Source organism: Mycoplasma todarodis (assembly GCF_965212735.1).
GTDB lineage: Bacteria > Bacillota_I > Bacilli_A > Mycoplasmatales > Metamycoplasmataceae > Mycoplasma_K > Mycoplasma_K todarodis_A.
Genome location: NZ_CBDBYJ010000003.1, coordinates 47647 through 67106 on the forward strand (window position 1 = coordinate 47647; position 19460 = coordinate 67106).

19 protein-coding genes are annotated in these 19460 nt (G+C 27.8%); 8 read left to right on the forward strand and 11 right to left on the reverse strand.

Going from position 1 to position 19460, the window contains the following annotated elements:
• Positions 1–127: 127 nt before the first annotated feature.
• On the forward strand, positions 128–1663 hold the full coding sequence (locus ACOMC1_RS02695) for an RNA-directed DNA polymerase (RefSeq protein WP_420331103.1): 1536 nt from the start codon (positions 128–130) through the stop codon (positions 1661–1663).
• 249 nt (positions 1664–1912) lie between these two features.
• On the opposite strand, the gene ACOMC1_RS02700 is transcribed toward ACOMC1_RS02695, so the two are convergent.
• Positions 1913–2644, reverse strand: coding sequence for a hypothetical protein (locus ACOMC1_RS02700; protein ID WP_420331104.1), 732 nt, complete (start codon positions 2642–2644; stop codon positions 1913–1915).
• Entirely contained in the window at positions 2637–4046 is a 1410-nt protein-coding gene (locus tag ACOMC1_RS02705; RefSeq protein WP_420331105.1) for an ATP-binding cassette domain-containing protein, read from the reverse strand. Before ACOMC1_RS02705 ends, ACOMC1_RS02700 begins: the two co-directional genes overlap by 8 nt.
• Before the next feature lie 151 nt (positions 4047–4197).
• On the opposite strand from ACOMC1_RS02705, the gene ACOMC1_RS02710 reads away from it, so the two are divergent.
• On the forward strand, positions 4198–5043 hold the full coding sequence (locus ACOMC1_RS02710) for an AbiH family protein (RefSeq protein WP_420331106.1): 846 nt from the start codon (positions 4198–4200) through the stop codon (positions 5041–5043).
• A 360-nt stretch (positions 5044–5403) separates the two neighbouring features.
• On the opposite strand, the gene ACOMC1_RS02715 is transcribed toward ACOMC1_RS02710, so the two are convergent.
• Positions 5404–6945: a hypothetical protein gene (locus ACOMC1_RS02715; protein ID WP_420331107.1), complete on the reverse strand. Its 1542-nt coding sequence runs from the start codon at positions 6943–6945 to the stop codon at positions 5404–5406.
• A 213-nt stretch (positions 6946–7158) separates the two neighbouring features.
• On the opposite strand from ACOMC1_RS02715, the gene ACOMC1_RS02720 reads away from it, so the two are divergent.
• Together ACOMC1_RS02720 and ACOMC1_RS02725 are read left to right on the forward strand one after the other, a co-directional pair.
• Positions 7159–7365, forward strand: coding sequence for a hypothetical protein (locus ACOMC1_RS02720; protein WP_420331108.1), 207 nt, complete (start codon positions 7159–7161; stop codon positions 7363–7365).
• Between the two features lie 320 nt (positions 7366–7685).
• Positions 7686–9665, forward strand: coding sequence for a hypothetical protein (locus tag ACOMC1_RS02725; protein ID WP_420331109.1), 1980 nt, complete (start codon positions 7686–7688; stop codon positions 9663–9665).
• A 328-nt stretch (positions 9666–9993) separates the two neighbouring features.
• On the opposite strand, the gene ACOMC1_RS02730 is transcribed toward ACOMC1_RS02725, so the two are convergent.
• Complete coding sequence (locus ACOMC1_RS02730; protein ID WP_420331110.1) at positions 9994–11022, reverse strand: hypothetical protein; 1029 nt, start codon at positions 11020–11022, stop codon at positions 9994–9996.
• A 366-nt stretch (positions 11023–11388) separates the two neighbouring features.
• Here ACOMC1_RS02730 and ACOMC1_RS02735 point away from each other — a divergent pair, with 366 nt between their 5' ends.
• Positions 11389–11619, forward strand: coding sequence for a hypothetical protein (locus ACOMC1_RS02735; RefSeq protein WP_420331111.1), 231 nt, complete (start codon positions 11389–11391; stop codon positions 11617–11619).
• Between the two features lie 111 nt (positions 11620–11730).
• On the opposite strand, the gene ACOMC1_RS02740 is transcribed toward ACOMC1_RS02735, so the two are convergent.
• From ACOMC1_RS02740 to ACOMC1_RS02770, 7 genes are all read right to left on the reverse strand, one after another.
• Complete coding sequence (locus ACOMC1_RS02740) at positions 11731–12519, reverse strand: hypothetical protein (protein WP_420331112.1); 789 nt, start codon at positions 12517–12519, stop codon at positions 11731–11733.
• The gene (locus ACOMC1_RS02745) at positions 12494–12964 is read right to left on the reverse strand and encodes a Mov34/MPN/PAD-1 family protein (protein ID WP_420331113.1); all 471 of its coding nucleotides are present in this window, start codon (positions 12962–12964) and stop codon (positions 12494–12496) included. The genes ACOMC1_RS02740 and ACOMC1_RS02745 overlap by 26 nt, the downstream gene beginning before the upstream one ends.
• On the reverse strand, positions 12955–14340 hold the full coding sequence (locus ACOMC1_RS02750) for a ThiF family adenylyltransferase (protein WP_420331114.1): 1386 nt from the start codon (positions 14338–14340) through the stop codon (positions 12955–12957). Before ACOMC1_RS02750 ends, ACOMC1_RS02745 begins: the two co-directional genes overlap by 10 nt.
• A complete protein-coding gene (locus ACOMC1_RS02755; RefSeq protein ID WP_420331115.1) occupies positions 14318–15238 on the reverse strand; it encodes an SMODS domain-containing nucleotidyltransferase in 921 nt (306 codons plus the stop codon). Before ACOMC1_RS02755 ends, ACOMC1_RS02750 begins: the two co-directional genes overlap by 23 nt.
• 302 nt (positions 15239–15540) lie before the next feature.
• Positions 15541–15750, reverse strand: a complete 210-nt coding sequence (locus ACOMC1_RS02760) for a hypothetical protein (RefSeq protein WP_420331116.1) — start codon at positions 15748–15750, stop codon at positions 15541–15543.
• A gap of 33 nt (positions 15751–15783) precedes the next feature.
• Positions 15784–16167 carry a hypothetical protein gene (locus tag ACOMC1_RS02765; RefSeq protein WP_420331117.1) on the reverse strand — a complete coding sequence of 128 codons (384 nt, stop codon included), beginning with the start codon at positions 16165–16167 and terminating at the stop codon, positions 15784–15786.
• Positions 16168–16259: 92 nt separating this feature from the next.
• Entirely contained in the window at positions 16260–16640 is a 381-nt protein-coding gene (locus tag ACOMC1_RS02770; protein ID WP_420331118.1) for an HNH endonuclease, read from the reverse strand.
• 143 nt (positions 16641–16783) lie between these two features.
• On the opposite strand from ACOMC1_RS02770, the gene ACOMC1_RS02775 reads away from it, so the two are divergent.
• The 3 genes from ACOMC1_RS02775 (at position 16784) to ACOMC1_RS02785 (ending at position 19435) form a co-directional block, all read left to right on the forward strand.
• On the forward strand, positions 16784–17788 hold the full coding sequence (locus ACOMC1_RS02775) for a WYL domain-containing protein (RefSeq protein WP_420331119.1): 1005 nt from the start codon (positions 16784–16786) through the stop codon (positions 17786–17788).
• Between the two features lie 103 nt (positions 17789–17891).
• Positions 17892–18371, forward strand: coding sequence for a hypothetical protein (locus ACOMC1_RS02780; protein ID WP_420331120.1), 480 nt, complete (start codon positions 17892–17894; stop codon positions 18369–18371).
• Between the two features lie 140 nt (positions 18372–18511).
• The gene (locus tag ACOMC1_RS02785) at positions 18512–19435 is read left to right on the forward strand and encodes a hypothetical protein (RefSeq protein WP_420331121.1); all 924 of its coding nucleotides are present in this window, start codon (positions 18512–18514) and stop codon (positions 19433–19435) included.
• Positions 19436–19460 lie beyond the last annotated feature (25 nt).

Sequence of the window (19460 nt, forward strand, 5' to 3'; positions counted from 1 at the left end):
AATATTTAAGTGCGCAGCTCATTAGTATCCTCATAGCTAGAAAAAATGATTAATTTAAGTTTTATATTTCATTGTTTATAATAAGGAATGTATATTGTATAAATATGCTAGAAAAGAGGAACTAATTATGAATAATAAAATATCTACAAATGATTGATTTGAATATGGGATAGGGCCTGAATTATTACCAAAAGGTCATTTAAAAAGAGAGGTGAATGTCACCGAAAAAAGACCAAATTTTTTCTTAGATCCTGTAAAGGTATTGGCAACAAAAGACCACAACTCACTATTTTTTAGAACATTTTCATTTGTTGATAGAGTCAACTTAAAGGAACTTAACACATTTATAAAAAGTAACCAAAAGCAAATCGCAGATTTCTTAAAAGAGGTCAATAAATTAGAAAAAGTATCTCAATATCAAATAGTTCAAAATAACGAATTTTTGAATTTGATTGAATTAAAACCCCTAGGTTTAACTCCACACAAAAGTTTTAAAGCAAGCATGTACGAGGAAATAGAGAGAGATTCAATGTACAAATTCAACAAAAGCATTGATATCTCAAAGTTTTATGACTCTATTTACACACACTCAATTGAGTGGACACATATTAATGAAGAGGTTTCTAGTGTGTTGGATACTAAAATAAGATGGATTTCAGGTAATATGACAAACGGGATCCCTACAGGTCCAATAGTATCAAAGATATTTTCTGAAATTATATTGACTGAAATTTTACTCACTCTTAATAAATTCATCAAAGATATCGATGTGCATGTTCATCGCTTTGCAGATGATTTTACTATTTACTTTAATTCTAAAAAAGATTTCATAAAGACTTCAAAGGAGTTAGCGAAGATCCTTAACCAATATAAATTATCAATAAACAAGGAAAAATTAGAAGAGAATTACACTTATAAAAAAAACTTTCTCAAAAAAGTATCCGCTTATCAGGATGATGATAAATGAAATTTGCTTTTAGACGAAATTAAAATTCAAGATAGCAAAGAGGAAGATATCTTGAAAACAACAAGAAACATATTTTTAAATACCATTTCTGGCATAAGCGAACAAAAAGAGAAAACAACTTTTTATAAATGAGTTTTAAAAACTTGACAAAGTTCTGAAAAGAAGAATTTGATTGTTAAAGATGAAAAGTTATTAAAACTTTTACTTAATTTTTCTATAAATTATATTGTGACTAGTGATATGGGACTTAACACTCCGTTTAACTTTCTAGAAATTTTAAATCATGATGATGTTTTTGGAAATATCCAAAAAGAATATATTAATAAATTATTAAAAATTTACAAGAATACTGACTCACAAATGAAGAAGATCCACTTGTTAGATTTTTTTATAAAAAATAAAGTTGCTTTAGAAAAACCTTCGGAGAGCATGTTGACAAAAATAATTAAAAATAAAGAATGATTATTTTTGTCCCAACTCCTAGCGTCTAAAACTATAATTTTCCAGGATATAAAAAACTTAATTAAAGAACTTAGTTTCTACCCCATCAATAAGTCTAATATAAGAATAGATTCTGAATGAGTTGTTTGAATGTATGCTGATACAAATGAATTCAATTCCTTTGAGCCAAACTTAAAAACAGCAATGAGATTTTTAAAAAAATATATATCGTCTTTTGCTCCATTTAACTATTAATTTTAAAACCCAAGAATAATCTTGAGTTTTGTTATGCAAAGAACTTGCTAATTTCACACTCATGAAAGTCGGTTGATGCAAAAAAAGATAGATATGAATTTAATTATTTTTCTTATTATAATTCGATGATAATACTCACAATCAAAAACATTTAGATAATAGAAAGAACTTATTATGTAAGGATAATGAAATAACACTATTAAGACTTAAAATATAGTTAATAAAAAAACAAGGGAATTATCCCTATTTTTATGGTTGTAAATCAGTTTTTAATTTTAAAACCGCGTTCATTGAATCATTTAAGAATTCAGCATTTATACTTATATAGTAAAAAGATGCATTTTCAATTGAATGGGCTAAATTATTATAAATGTACGAATATTTATTTTCAAATTGAATTTCTTTTTTTGTTCAATTGGATTTACTTTTCCTATTTCATATATTTTTATATTCTTTTCTTTTGAAAGCCTCTCCAAGCGAGTGAAGCGATTCGAATATAATCCTCACTTTACATGCATTTAGCATATTCTTTATAGGTTCGCTTGTAACCCCATCTATTTGATTTGCATTAATAAATGTAATTAATGATTCAATTAATTCCAAAGTATTATTGAAATCCGGAACGGAGTTTATCGTTTCATTATTATCAACTGCTAAACAAATGTCTTTAACTCACTCAGCGACCCAATCTTTATCAACAAAATCAAAATAATGCATAACAATAGATCCGCCATTCCAGATATATTTCTCAACTTCTTCGATATCATTTTTAGTTCTGTTTAATTTAACATATTTTTGCTCTTTACCCAGTGTTCTTGCAATCATAATTCTAATGACAATATCTTCTCATTGAACACTTTTTTTAATTCGTCCCATTGCTTTTGGTATAGAGAAATCCAAATTCTCATTACCAAGATCTTTAAGAATCTTCACTTTCTTATTTTTATCAAATGAGAGTAGTTTTACTTGAAATTTATTCATCTTCTCACTCCTTAATAAATTGAACATCATGAGTTAATATAATAACAGTATTTAATTTAGTGCACAACATCCCCAATTTCTCTCTAAGGAACTTAATATTTTTTATATCGTTACTGTCACTTGGGTCATCAACTATTATAATTGGATCTACCAATGTTTTTAGGTATGCGTACTCATAACAAAAGCAAAATACTTTCAGCATTGATGTGGATAATATTTGTTCATTGAGCTCTCCGCTGGGGGTTGTTATTTTTATCTTTTTATTTTCAACACTTAAGCCAATATCCATTGTGGATAATGTATAAAATTGGTTGATAAGTTTATTAAACTCATCCAAAAATTCTGGAGTTATTTCAGGTTCATCATCATCCAGTTTCTTCAATTGATGTGAGATGTCTATAGTTTCACGAAGGGTTGGAGATATAGATTGTAACATTTTCATATAGTCTTCTTCTTGAACACCTCCAAATTTACTATCAAACTCTTCTAATGTACAATCAAGAGGGTAATTCACACCATCGTCAACTCATAAAATAAGCATATCAGTTGCGATGTCTGAATCGTCAAATTGCTTTTTCAATTTTTTAAATTCTTCTCCACCTTGTTTTTTTACATCTTGAATTGCATCTTTCAATTCATTTATAAGATTTTTATAATTACATTTAGCCCCACAAAAAGGACATTCACCATCAATATTGAAACTTCCTTCATTGTCTTTCAATAGAATAAATAGAGTCTCGTAATTTTCCAAACTATGAGGCTGAATTTTATTTTTAAATGAATTCTCTTCCATTATATTAATAACCTTTGATTTTAACCCATCAAAATATTCTTGTATTTCTTGAATTAATTTTCTAATTCCTGCTATTTCTAATTCGGTAAAAAAGTGCTTCCTTTTATTCTCGACTTCTTTCATTTGTTCATTGGGTCATTTAGAAAAATGCTCGGGTTTAACTCCAGAAATAAAGCCCACCCTATTTTTAAAATATTTTTTAAAAATATTTGCATCAATACCCGCTTCTTTTAATTCTTTTCTGATTACAGATGCTGCAAGATTTATTTTTGTTGTATTTACATTAAATATATTTGTTAATTTTTGGATTTCACTTGCATTCTTAGAAATCAATATATTCCCATTGTTTCTTAAGATATTATTAAATTGAGTTGTATTGAGCTCAATAATTTCTCTTTGGTTTTTACTTTTATTAATAGAATCTATATTCGGTTCTACCAAGCCCATCAAATCATTGATCCTAAATTTATTTGGATCAGTTTCGTGTAAAAATGCAGATGCTAAACACGTTTTTCCCGAACCATTTGGACCAAAAATAATTGTGTGTTTCCCCGGTTCCATTAAGCTATCATCTATTTCGAATTCATTACCTCTTGAAATTATTTTCATTTTTCCTCTTTCCTATCTATATAAATTAATTATACTCCTTAAAATTTAGAGATAACACTTACAACCCATACTACAAAGAGCACTCAGATAACAAAAAATTGATTATATGGATGTGTATGGAAAGTGGTGCTATTAAGACTATAATTAATACATGTTAAATAAATATAAAAATACCTTGTATATCATTGGTAATGGGTATGATTTGCAAGAGGGATTACAAACCAAGTTTACCGACTTTAAAGAATGGTTAATCACAAACAAAAATCAAGATTCATTGAAGAAAATTGAAAAATCGTTTGGGTTAAAAGACGAGAATGATTGAAATCATTTAGAGGATAAAATGTTTTTATCTAAGGGGATATTCGAAGAAATGGTTAATCAATTCAAGGATAATGCAAGCTACAATATTTCTGGAGAATGAGAAGAAGAATACCATATAGAACATGAAATTAGTTTAGCAGTTGATGAAGATATTCGTGATAATTTTATTTTTTCGGAAGCCTTAAATGATCTCGTAAAATCTTGAATTAAAAATGCATTGGAAAACTCCAATCAAAAGCATTTAATTTTAGACTCATCAAATAGTCTTATTAATTTTAATTATACAAACTACGTAAAGGGTAATATATTACACATTCACGGAAATATTAAAGGGGATATTCAATTTGGCCACTCTGACGATTCAAAAAATGATAGACCAAGAGGACTATATGGGAATGATGACCATAGTGGTGAATTTTGACAAAAATTATATTGTAAACAAATTAAATCCAACCTCCTAAAACTAAATAAGTTTTTAAGCACAAATAAATACAATCAAATAGTATTTTTTGGTTTTTCCTTAGGTTCTCAAGATCAGGGATATATTAAAGAATTGGATAAAAATCAATCTATTTTATTTTATTTTTTAACTGACTTAGACAAAGAACGCGCTACTGATTTCTTTGATAAAAATAACTTTAAAAGCGTTAAATACATTAAGTCTGTTCTATTTTAGAATTTATAGATATTGAATCCAAGTCATTTTACTGGTTTATTTATTGTTTATATTTTAGAAAACTATAATTCAATTTGTTTTATGTTTTATATTTCGATAGATACTCCAAATAAAATTCCTGACAATATGTAATGCAATCATAAAACCTAACCCCATAAAAATCAAGAATAATCTTGTTTTTTTATATACAAAACACATACTGGTTTTGTATTTACTAAGAAGACTTTCAACAAAGAAAAATATAGATATAAATTTAATTATTCTTTGTTATTAGAACTCAATGGGAATACTCATAATATATATTGCAGAAAGTAATTGACGATAACTTATATTGGCATCTCATTCATTTCGTCCAATGCATTACGCTTTGTAATTTGCCATTGTATTTTCAATAATTTCTTTAGGTATAGAGTATTTTTCCAAAAGATCTTTAAGCATTTTCAATTTAAATGGGTTTCTTTTAATTTGCGGACCAATAATTATTTTTTCAATAATTCCATCACTAATATCAAAATCTAAAAATAAAGATGATTTATTTTTATTGTACTTGCCTGAAAGCAGTTGACTTTCAAGTATATAATGTGGAATATCGATTGTAAACCTTGTTTCAGCTTCATAAGCTCATGGCTCTCTTTTAAAAAAATAATTTAAAAGAGTTTCAGCTTCGTTCAATCCATCTAGAATAAAATTAAGAGGGATAATTCCATTAAAAGATAATTCAATTTCCGACCTTATAGCGTTTATTATTTTTTGAGGTTCATTGTTATATTCAATACTTCCAATTCCTAATGGGATTACACTTATATTTTGTTGATCCCTGAAGGAAATGTGCCTTAATTTTTCTATTGTTTTTTGAGACTTAAATACTATAGCAATTCCTTCCATTTCTGTGTAATTACCAAAAAGATCAAGCGAGTCTTTTTTATTCGAAAATGATAGCGAGAATATCTTATTTTTACTTATGTTATTTAATAGACGATTTTCATCTTCATCATTTAAATTATTCAATTCCGTGAACTTTAATGACTTCGTTTCAAGCATAGCATAAAGATTCTCTATCTTTGTGTAATGAACCAACATTGTATTCGAATTAAAATTTTTTAATTCTTTTTTTATGATTCATCAAAATAACCTCGATAGAACAGAATATCCTTCTTTAACTTCAATCAAATTAATCATCTCTTTTATTTCCATAAAATCTTTTTTGAACCTAAGTATATTTTCCTTTATAAAGGTTCATGTTGCTTTATACGAGAATACATTCAACAATAAAAGTTTTAGTTTTCCCCTTCAATATGAGCTATCAGCCCCAATATTTATTTCATTTATTCTTGAGAGATTTTCTTGCAAAAATTTTATACTTTCTTGTTTTTTTATTTGAATAGATTCAACTTTTTTTAGTTTGTATTCCATCCTTGATCATTCGAAATGGAAGTTCATGACCATCCCTAGGAAAAATATATTGTCATGCCCATTTTGAATTCCATATAATTGTCGACCATATTTTTTAACAAATTCCATTCATTTTCCATACATTCCTTTTATCGCAAAAAAATGTCAACAAAGTTCTAATTCTAAATTAGAAAGTCCAATGTGTGAAAAATTTAAATGAGCATTCATTTCTAAAAAAGTCATAACGATTATTTGTTGAGTTTTAAGTATGAAGTCTTTGTTGCTTGTTCATTCTAATTTATTGCAAAAAATAACAACATCACTTAAATATGTTATATATTTTTGCTTCATATCAATTATTGGTTTATCATTGTTCTTATACCTCCATTCCTCTGCAACTTTAAAGACATACTCCATTTTTCCTTTTATTTCCTGAGTAACTTCCTTTGTTTTGGATCGTTTGATTTTATTTTGATTCCTTTTTCGTATTCTATTTCTTTTCTTTGACATATAGACTCCTTTTTAAATTTGTTCTATTATTTTAACATCCACCATAAAAGTAAGAAATAATTTAATTGTCTTTATTTTATATCAATCATAATATCCCTAAGACATATGAAATTAATTTTATATTTCAAAATGTTTTTGGAGATAATACAAGACCATTAAATATCGCTCTTTTTCATTGCATTAGAAATGATAATATAACTTTATAATTCAAATATGAAAAATAAGAAAACTATTTATCGAAAAACAGGTAGGGGCGGAGATTATTTTGTCGAAGCATTGAACGAAAAAGACATTGATATTAATTGCTTATTGCAAACCATAGAACAAAATGTTGGCTCAAAAAATCCTTTAGACACATTTAATCCACTTAATTTTTTTGGCGATCGAAATATGCCCAAAGAAAGATTTAGAGTTATTTAAAAGTTCAGGTTGTTTGTTTTTTTATGTAAAACTCAGTATAAAAAATAATTGATTTTAGTTGCCGAAAACAAAATAAAACACCCTGTTATAAAAACTCAAAATTACCTTGTGTCTTTGTTCACATATTAATAAAAATAAGAAAAATAAAATGCAAAATAATTTTACAAACATAAATTTTATATCGGTGTTTGTACCGCCCATAAAAATATTTAAACAACAAAAGAGCAATTCTTTTCGGAATTTGTAGAATATATTAAAAATAACATATGTTTTATATTTATAATCATATTACAAAACAAACTAAAATAAAGGATTTACAAATGAAAAAAACAGAAGAACGAAAACAAGAAATTAAATATTTAAAGAAATTATTAGAAACAAGCAACGTGATATTGGAGGGTGGTTACGGTTCTGGTAAAACATTTATTTCGGAACGCGCAACCAAAGATGAATATTGATATGGAGAAGTGGATATTTTAACCTTTGAACATAGAAAAAAGCCTTTCTCAGGAATTTTTACACAACTTCCATTCCTGCATAAATTGTTTTTATTTTTAAAATTATTACCTAAAATATTTGCAAAGTATATATTCGCGCCTTATTTATCATTATTAACTCTTGTGATTCCAATTTTAGTGGAAGAAAAGGTGTTCAAAGATGCCCCGCTTACAACAGGAATAGCTTTATCCTCAGTCGCAATTGTAACATTATTTTTGTTTGTGATAGGTTGACTAATAATTGGTGCATCTCAGATATGAAAAAGGAAAGGCTTTGTTTTTGGTATTACAGAAATAAATTTCACTAAAAATGAACAATTGGCTTTTGCAATTACTTGATACCTTAAAAATATATTCCCTAAGAATACAAGATTTATTTTTGAAACAACTCAAAGCATTCCTCAACATTTGTCATCAAAACTTAATTGTAAAGTTATGTTTTTAGAAACTCAAAATGGTTCGCAAAACGTTTTCAATAATTTTATCAACCATATTTTTACTGAAGAGAATTTTTATCTACAAGATACTTTTATTAACGATTTAAAAATGGCGGAGCATAACATAGATAAATTGAATCTTTTTAAATTTTTGAGCGCAAGAGATATAAATAACGTAAATAATCAATTCCTCACATCTTTTATTTATTGAAAAGGTGAAATAAATTATTTTGATTTAGTTTTTGTATATTTTTTAAAAAAATACGCCAAAGATGTTTTTGATATTTACCTTAAGAATTTTGAGTATTTAATTGGCAACGTTTTTGAAGATGATGAAAAATTTAAATTAATCAAAATATCCCTAAATAAATCATTTAAATTCAATAATGAATATGCCGTTATTATAAAATCTAGAAATCTTTTTGGTTTAGATGAGGGGCCTGCATTTCTCTATCCTAGATTAAAAAAAGGTAGTTTTCCCATTGATAATGCTCATAATTTTAAAAAATATATAAACATTAGTGGAAGTTATCTATCTTATGGGAAAATACTTAATGCCATTAAAATTAACCCTTTTGAAGCTATTGATTTAGCAATCGAAATGGGCATTGATTGAAATTTAATTAATTTAAGTGCACTCACAAATGATGAAATCTACAACTTCTTAAACACATTAAATAAAGATGTAAATAAAGAACGTGTTCTTATTCATAAATTTAGATTTCCATATCCTCACTCTAATTCTTCATTAGATAAAATTTATGAAGCTTTTATATATTCGCGTGCAAATATTCAAGAATTTGTGGAAAATACCCCCAATACGAAAGATAGGTGAATTTTTTATACATTATGAGTTTCAAAAAGGTTGGAAGAAATCAATCGAGAAGGAGATGCGCGTTATATAAACATATCAGAAGGCTGAGACAGGGTAAATAAGGGTAAGGTAATTAATTATGGGGATTTTAGCAAAGGTTTCTCTAATGCAATGCAACTCGACTATGCAGAAAAATATATCCCCAATATTAAATCGAATGTTGTAAATTCAATAAAAAATAACCCCCTTTCATTAGCAATCTTTTGCTTGGAGTGTGATAATACAGATAATACTGATTTAAATGATACATCACTCTCTTGAAACATACGAGATTATTTTTCAGATTCTTTAGAAGAACTTTTAAAAATAATAAAAACTTTACAGAAGATCACGGAACTTAGAATAGAAATGAAAATAAAAGGTGTTACATATGGATTGAAACCAAACGATATCAATATCACTAATATCACCGATATTTTTTCTGGTAATAACCTTAAATTTAAAACCAAAGAGAATTCAACAAACACATGAGATTGTATATTACCGGAATAAATTAAAAAACTATTTTGTTCTTTATACAAAATACACATTAATTCACTTTTGCAAAAGCGGTTATAAAAAATAATTAGAGCATGAACTTAATTGCTTTCTTTATTACTGGAATTAGATGGTATACCTAAAATAAAAAATCTTCAAATAATAAAAGAACTTTTTGTACAAGAATAATGAAACAACACCATTAAGAGTTTTAAAAAATAGTTAATAAAAAACTAAGGATTATCCTTGCAAAGTATACCAAGAGATAAACCGCATTAAAAAAGCGCCAACATAAGTCGGTGCTTTTCATCAGCTTTTTAAAATAATCAATACACTTTTTCTTCTATAACATAGGTGGAATTATAGCTACACCTATAACTTCATAAAAGTGATAAAAATCTGAAATTATATCGTTAATAAAGTTTTGAACTGTTTGTTCAATAGTCTTGCCCATCTGAGCTTTGATCACATAACAATCTTCTGTTGTTATTGCTGAAAATACATATTTTCTTTCTTGTTTAGTTAGCTTGAATTCTGCAGGTGTTTTAAGTAGGTGTTTTACTATTTCCTCCATTGCTAAAGGTGTAAATGCCATCCTTGATTTTATTTCGTTGTTAGAACGATATTTAGTTAGTCTTAAAAATTCTTTATTTTCTAATTCAATTTTTTTAAGTAGAGAACGTTGTTTCATTGTATATAAGAAATCAGTATTATTTTTATCTCCCTCTAATTGAATGAAACTAGAGTTTTCATAATAAACTTCTTCATAAGAACCATCTTTATCTTGAACAGTTCTAGTTCAATTAAATTGCGCGGATTGAAATTGCACAATATATTTATCTTTATACTTAACTAAGAATGATGGTGAAAAGCTTGATATTGTTGCATCACTCGGTATTTGATGATTATATTCATATAATCCATTCCTAATTTCATCGTAATTGATGTCATAAAGTGAAAAATTAGGGAAGGAGTTGATTGCAATCTCATAAATCTTTTGCTGATCCATATTCTCTCCAAAAATAACACCTAATTTTCTTATCCCTTTTTTCTTCATCAAAGACATAATGAAACCAACAACTCAAAGTATTGCGCCCAATACGAAGAATATAACAACTTTTTGAGCTTCGTATTCAGGTACGTTTTTATTTCTTCAGACAAATAAGAAGTAAATCGCAGTAATAACAAGGGAAAGGCCAGCAACCTTTAATAAAAATGCAACAAATCGGAATGAAGCACGAGATGTAATTCCAACTCTTTTGGGTAATTTACTCTTAGATTTTAGAACACCTTTTAAAACCTCTTCTCTTATGAGTGGAGTAACCTTTTCAATATATTCTTCTTTTGAGATTAATTTTTCTACTTTTTTCATAATATTTAGTTAAATCCATTTCTATATTTTTATCTAACCTTTAATAAAATAATTATAGCATTATTCATTTTTTCATTAGAGTAGATGACAATGTTTATAATACACATCATAAAGTATGTTTATGCGATAGAAAGAGGTTATCACGCAAAGATGATGTATCAAACTTTAACAAACCATTAATTAAAGATTGAAAAATATTTTAAATAATACTGATTATCATACATATATTAATGTTAGAAGGTTTTGTGAATGAATCATCGAGTAAAAAAGAATTAATTCAAAAGATCCCCATTCAGAGTTCATAATTAAAAAAACAATAAACCACAATAATGGCGATATAACCATTAAAATAGGGAAAGGGGGGGAGTGATAATAAAAAATAATCCACCTAGTAAACCAGAAGAACCTCAAATAGCCCCTCCATGATTTGTTGAATTTGATAAGAATCTTGATAAGAAATTTGAAAGCATCAACAAGAAGCTTGATGAACACACCAAAGATTTTGATGTATTTAAATCAAAGCAAGAAGTTTTTAGTAAGAAACTTCTTGAGTGTCCTATAATTGCAACTGAATTCAATAGTTCAAAAAACCAATAATTTTATCTTTTATATTTCTTGTTTTTCATGTAAAACCAAGTAAATAAACACCTTTAAAGAATTGAATAAAAAAATAAGAAATACATCATTTGTTTCCTTATTTTTCATTGGTTATTTCAATTCTTTTTGATTGCTATTTGAGTGAGCGATTCAAAAAGATGTAATTGCAATATTCTTGTTGTTTTTTTTAGAAAGATCTATCCATGATAGGTCTCTATCCCGTTCAACTAATTCATTTAATTTTTCAACATCGATAATTTTAATTTTATAAATAAATTGATGCAAATAGTCACGCATTTGAGAATGTGAATTTTTTGCTGATTTTGCGAATATATGAATGTTTTGGGGTTGTCCCGTTTCAATTTTTATAATTTTATTCATTTCTTTTTTTGTTATTTTCAATTCTTCCAATAATTCTCTTCGCAACTCTCGCTTGTAGAATTTATTTGATACTCCAAACAAAATTTTTTGCAACTTTTTATTGTTACTTAATTCTGTAAATATTCGCATATCATCTTTCTTTGCGCTTCATGGTGTTTTGGTGTCTGGAGTGTATTTCAATTTGTTTTTTTTAATCACTTCTTTAAGTTCACCTTTAATTTTAATACATCCACCAAGTGGCACCCATGCTCTACCAGGTCTTTTTGAATGATTTAATAAAACTTCCCCTTTTTCATTGATGATTGATGCTAAAACTCCAATACTGACTCTAGTCATTTCCTTCTTAGAAAATTTAACAATTCTTTTATCGAAAAAAGTATATTCAATCATATCATCTTTATCTTTCCTAAACTTTTTAAGGAAAAAGAACATTGTTGGTCTAAACATAAAAGCAATTAGAAACCCAGCTATCAATGTAACTAAAACTCCAACACTAATTTCTAAAATTAATTCTTCCATTTGTAATATCCCCTTTCTTTTGCAAAATACATTTACCACCTTCATAAATATAAATAGCAACCAAATCATTTGTAGCTATCACAAAAATATTCTTTCTTTTATTTTTTGAAACATCTGCAAAATGATTCAAATCTGTAATCGATGGTTTCACACCATATCAATGTGGATGCGTGTGCCAAAAGCCCAGTGGATAAATTTTCTCTTTATTTAGTTCCATCATTCTTTTAACTTTTCGCTTGTGGAACCACGATACCCTACTGAACGTTTCGGTAGATATATCCATTATATTAGGTTTGGAAATTGCTTTAATTTGATATTCTTCAGATTCAAGTATCTTATTTCCTATGATAAACCCAATTTTTTCTTTTTTGCCTGAATGTTTAGAAATTTCCAAAATAAATTTATCAGGAATATATATAACAAATTCTTTTGCGCTTATTTTCACTTATGAACTCCAATCATTTCTTTTGGTCATTCTAATTTTATAAAAGGGTTTAAATCCTGTTCTTCGATTCCCGAAAACAGGATCATTGGAACTGTATAATGCCCATCAACATAATTATTTGATTCAATTTCTTTCAACAACAAAGGTACCCCTACTTGGATAGGTGCCATACCGTATGGCAATGTGCTAGTGAAACATCCTTGAAACGTTTCCCTAAAATCTTTATCCCTTCTTGAAATCGCCCTTTCTTTTCAATTTATCTTTAAAGATTCTTGGGTAGAATCCCCAACGTTTTGGACAATTGCATGCATCGCGACACCAAAAGGTTCGATAAAGATATCAATAAATTTTATATTTTTATTGTTCGCTTTTATTAGATCAAACCTTTGACGTCTAGATGTATCCGATCCTCCGGTTGTATTAATAATAATTGTATCTTTCTCTGTGATTTTATCCATATACATAAAGGGGATGTCGTGAGCTTTAACTTTAACAAAAGGATATCTTATTTCATAATATTCTTTTGCGGCTAGCGCCTTATTTCTTTCTTGGTAAATGGTTCTCCCAATAATGTGTCTTGGATTATTTGAAAAACTCATTAAATCATGATCAAAAACTTCAAACGACATAGCCCCATTCCTTATTAGATTATCCATAACAACAGAACCGACAGAGCCCATGCCAATTATTAAATATTTATTACTATCTAATTTTTGTGTAACTCTATTAAAGATCACTTCTCTAGAATAGTCATCAATTCAAAATATTTCATTTTTAAATCAAATAAATCTTTTTGTAAGTTTTTGATATTTCATTTCAATGATAAATTTTTGATCTTTATAATTTAATAATAGATTGCTTAAAAATTCCTGTTTTGTTTCACCTTTGAATATATATGTTTTCTTTCTAAAACGCTGCATTTTAGTTAATTCTATACTTCTTACGATGCCACTTTCACTTTCCATAAAATGATTAAATAATGGCCTTGCTTGATAAAGTGTTTCAATTTCATTGAAACGTTCTTGGATGCGATCCGGTCATATTTCAAAAATTATTTGTTCGACTCTTTTTATTTTTTGAAATATATCAAATGATGTTTCTCGGAATGTTTTATCCCTTGTTAGACATAAACCCATGTAATTAGGATTGTTTGGCATTAATCAATTTTCAATACCCAATATATGTGGGGCCATTTCAGTATTATTATTTTTATGAATATAAAACATTTCTTCTTTTCATGAATAAACCACTTCTTTTTCCTTACCTTGATAAGAAAGGTTAAAATAAATTTGATTGTTTTTATTGTTTATTCTGTGTTTTGTTCCATTGCCTTTTAATAAAGAAATTAACTCCTTAGCCTCCAAAGTGATTTTCAATTTTTTCTTCTCCCTCTTCGATAGGTAAAGCTTTTAATTTATTATCGAATTTTGAGTTAAGTTTGTTATAAACTTCAATTGTGTCTTCGCCAATAAACATTTTTTTAAGTTCTTTTCTGGTTTCGTTAAATTCATTTATATCTTTTATCAAGTTAGTTTGTGGTTTCTCTTTTAAATTATAATTTCCAATAGCGGGATTCTCAAAGAAATTCTTCATTAATAAGAACGTGTCTTCTTTTTCATTTTGTTCAATAATTCTATCTGTTATATAAATAGAAGTAATGCCTTTTATGTGGTTTCTAGAACGCAAATATTTCAGCAATATTATCGCATTTCTTTTATTGTTCATTCCATTTGCTTCATTCAATGCATCTTTTTGCCTATTAAATGTTTTCTTTGGTTCCGTTTCTATTAAGTTGTAATTATCAAAATCATCTCTTTTTAAATGGAAATATTTATCGTTTTTCTTTACATAAAAAGGTATATCTAGATGGAATATTTGTTTCAGGACCCCATTTTCTTTTCTGTAAAATTTTACAGTTAATGCATTTTTATTATTTTCTACTCTTATAGGCATTTTGTAGTGATCTTTTAGCCTACCTCTCAATCATGGTTCTACTTTTCTTCTAAGTTCTCGAACTCCGTTTTCATCTTTAAGAACAAAGGCATAATCAATATCAAAATCATTATCATGGTACATTACCCCAGTCCTTATTTGATAACTCCCTAAATGGAACTTTTCAATTACCTTGTTGCCGTTGCCGTTTATATATTCTTCTAAAAACCGTTCAATAGTTTTTCTTCGACCTCTAATTTGTTCATATACACCATCGCTAAGTTTATTATCTTTTGCAAATTGGTTCAAACTTTTATTTATATTCTTTGTGTTAATTATCATATTTTAATTTCCTTTACCTCGTGGGATTTTATTTTTTTATTTGCGATTCTGTGATCGTCTTTTTTATACTTATATGCAGTATTTGCTTGTATTATTTTTTCAGGATAAAAAATCTTAAAACCACTATGATTTTAAGATTAGTCTACATATTATTGCTTCTAAAAAGTCTTAATGGATTTTGTCTTTTAATTTTTCATAGTAATTTAATTATACATCATTATTAGCACTTATAGCGTAAGAGTGCTAAAAATATTTTTCATTCCTTTTGGCCATACTTTTTGCAGAAAATAAATTCCTAAAATCTATTTTCTACTTGAGTAATACGCATCATTATTTGGATTCATTTGATTTGAACGATTATCATTTTCATATTGTTCATGTTCATCCGCATCATAGCTGTTTGAACCATAATCCTCATCATAATCGTCATGATCTGGATTTTGTAAATTTGCATGATTATCTAGCGCTGCTTCATCTTCTGGATCTGGTCCAAGAATATTATCTAAAATCATGTTTCCTCCTTTTTCTTTTTGTATTTAGAATTATTAATCATAATATGGATTGGGTATTCAACTTTCAAGATGACCAATTAAATTTTGAACTTTGGAATCTGTTGCAAGAAGTTCTATTTCTCATCCACTATCACTATTTCCAAAACTACATTTAAATTTAAACATGTCAACATCCTCATTTTCACTCGTGTTGCGTTTTAAAGAAGTTTTTAATTCTTCATAGTCTTTCATAGGGTCACTAGATTTTTCGCTAATGTATTTTCAATTCAATAGTCCTTCAACATAATCCTTAATAGTTCAAAACATTCTGTTGAATCCTTCGAGTCTATCATCGTTATTGATGATTTTAGAACACGCCAGTTCGCTTATATACACTTCACCCTCATAGAGAATAACTCCATTAGATGAGTTATTCATAAATTCTTCCAATAAATTTTCGTTACTATCAATGGCAATTTTCATCTTTCTTTCTTCTCTTCAAACTTTATAAAATTTCATAACTTTCCTTTCTAATATATAGTTTCCCTTTCTCCATCAACATCCATACGTCCAATCATTTTTACTTCTCCATTATCAGAAGTCTTTTGACTTGCCGCTGTAATCGAGAAGAATTGTCCATCAATAGTTCCTGACATTTCATTTGCTTTTTCATTATTACAATCTATGCAAAGCGGTTGTAAATTTTTATAATTATCAGAACCTTTTCTTTTAGCCTTCCTCGGATTCTTCGGCCAAATATGATCTAATGTTCAACCAAATTGAGTTGTCCTATTATAATGTGTTCAAATAATCCTGTGCCCGAACGCATCTTGTGCTTCGTTAACAATTCCAAAATATTCATCCCACACTTTTCCTTCAATATTGTAATCTCCATATCTATTTCCAGACATAGTGATACCTCCTTATTTGCTCAGTTTCTTTTCTCTTGAGGTGAGCATACAACAAGAGTTTGAAGGAAGATTTTTTACTTCCTTCAATTCAAATATTACAAACTAAATAGACATTATTTTGTATGTTTAGTTATAATGTTAATATGAAAAAACTAAAAACAGGAATTGAAATATTAAAATATTTATCGAGTCAAAATAAACCAGTATCCATTGATGCTATTGCCAAATACTTAAATACGTCATTTGAGCTTGAAAAAGAGATAAAAGCAAGAAGTATCAAGGAATACCTTAGAGAGCTTTCCAATGAGCTAGTTTACACCGGAGGAGGGATACAACAACCCATCATAGAATCAAAAAGAGGAATTGATGGAGGTTGAATGATAACAAAGAGTGGTAGGGAAGAAATGAAATCATGAAGTTTTGACAGTTTCAAATCCGACACTTTAAATGCAATCAACGATTCATTCCAAAGAGCTATGGTTTCAGAAACCTTTCACTATAAGAAAGACTTAAAGAAAGCTAAAGGGATTCTATATTTAACTAAGAACTTCCACGAACATGATCATGAACATTATTTAGGTAATTCAAATGAAATCATTGAAAGTGGAATTGTTAAGAAATTAAAGGAAGTTGCTTTAGCAGACCAATATGCATTAATCACTTTTAAATTCATTAGATATTCAATAGAAGAAAAACAAATGAAACTAAAGGTTATTAGATTAATACACGACCTTGATGAATCATTTGTAATTTGTTCTAAACCAGATAGTGATGAACCTATGTACATTAATATAAGGAATATTGAAAAGATACGGAAATTAGATCAAAGATTCATAAGAAAATACGAATCTAAATATTCTTCTAATGTAAATGAAGGGAAGACTTCCATTGCGGTTCGTTCAGAACAATGGGTTAAATTAAGAATCCATAATGAACTTATGTACGAAGTAATTGAATTATGAATTCATGGGTGTTCCTTTGAATTTAGCGATGATAGAAAAGAAGTTTTAGTTAAAAGTTATGAACACTATAAATTAATGCTCTTCTTATTTAGAACTATTGGTTGTGCGACTGTTATAGATGCACACGAGATGATTAAGAGAAGATGAAATGAAAAGGTTGATTCAATTAAGAAAATAAGTGAATAATTTTAATGTTTAAAACAACCTCCTTAACCTCAAAAAGATATGATGATAATGCACATAATTATTGTTATGTCCAAGTAAAAAAATAATTAGAAATTGAGGTTATATGAAAAAACTTGAAGAAGATTTAAAAAGAATACGAAAAACCATACACAAGGCTTCCTTGATGCATTCTTCAATATTGATATTTCAAACCATTTTATATGGAGTAGCCATATTCTTGGTGGATTGATATATTCCATTAGAAGATTCAAATTACAATATCCTTATGTTTATATTTTCAGTATGTTGTGGTTCCTTTGCATTTTGCACATTATCATGAATTTGTTTCCGTTGAGGTGCTCCATTACGTTTACTAAAGAAATATGAACCTGACATCTCACTTGGCAAAAGAACTCTTCAATCAGTAGTGGATAGATTGGTATATCCAATAAAAAGTCCAAATAATACTAAACAATGAATAAAGACTGCTGAAATAAAATGATGAACCTTTATTCCTGTAATAAATTTAATATTTGAAGGTCCAGGATTGAAGGTTCGTATAGATACGGGAATAGCTAAAATTGAGAATGATTTAAAAAAATAAATAAATTAAACAATATCCAAATGGGCGTTGTTTTTTTAATGGTTAAATAGGTTGCAAGAGATGAAAAAACGATAAAAACTACACTTAAAGTGGAATTGTTTTCAACACAGTTGCTTTAATCAGTTGGATATAATGCAACTATGATAAAAAGATATAATTTAAAACTTAAAATATTGAGTGTTTTTGCATTTGTTGCGCCTATAGCTTTTGTAGCTTCTTGTGGTGAAAGCAATACAAAAACGGATAAGCAACATAAAGATATAGATAAGCAACATAAAGATGTATATGTCACAAAGGATGAACAAATACTCAAGGTTGGTGACACCAAAATATTAAACTCAAAAGGAACTGATCTTTCTGATGAATTAAAGACTAAGGTAAAGTTATTCAACAATAAGATAAAAGATATATTAAAGATCTATAAAAATAGAGGTGGAGAAGTTATACAACCATTGGTATATGACTTCTCTAATAAGAATTTGAATTGTTTACCGATACAAGTTCTTAAAGTATTCAAAAGAGGCTATGGTATTTTCAAAATGCCTATTACTTTAAAATTAAGCCACAACAATTTTAAAGGTTTTGATTTTACTCGTTTGCCCTTTAGCGTCGAGAAGGTTCATCTAGATCACAATAAAATAACCTCAGTCAATTTTTGGAGTGTTTCAAGAAATATTAAAGAATTAGATTTAAGTTTTAATGAGTTTACTGGCAAAGTTCCAACTGAAGATATGCACCATCTTAGAAATGGGACAATAGTTGATTTAAGAAATAATAAATTTACACAAATAAATAGCAAACACTTGAACTCACTAAAATACACTTCAAGGAGAATAGCATTAGTGAAAGATAATGCAAGCGCCTTTAATTCAGCATTCCCAGAGGACGCCTTATTTAAGAAAGACTCAAAACCTTTTAATGAAACTAAAGCCGTATTAACCTTCCCCAACTTATTTTTTAAAGAAGAAGAAAGCACATTATTAGACAACCTAATAATAGTTATCTTGATAACCAAATTGAATTACACAAGAATATTGCTTGCTAATAACAATATAAATTGATAAAGATACAAATCTATCCCAAGGTATC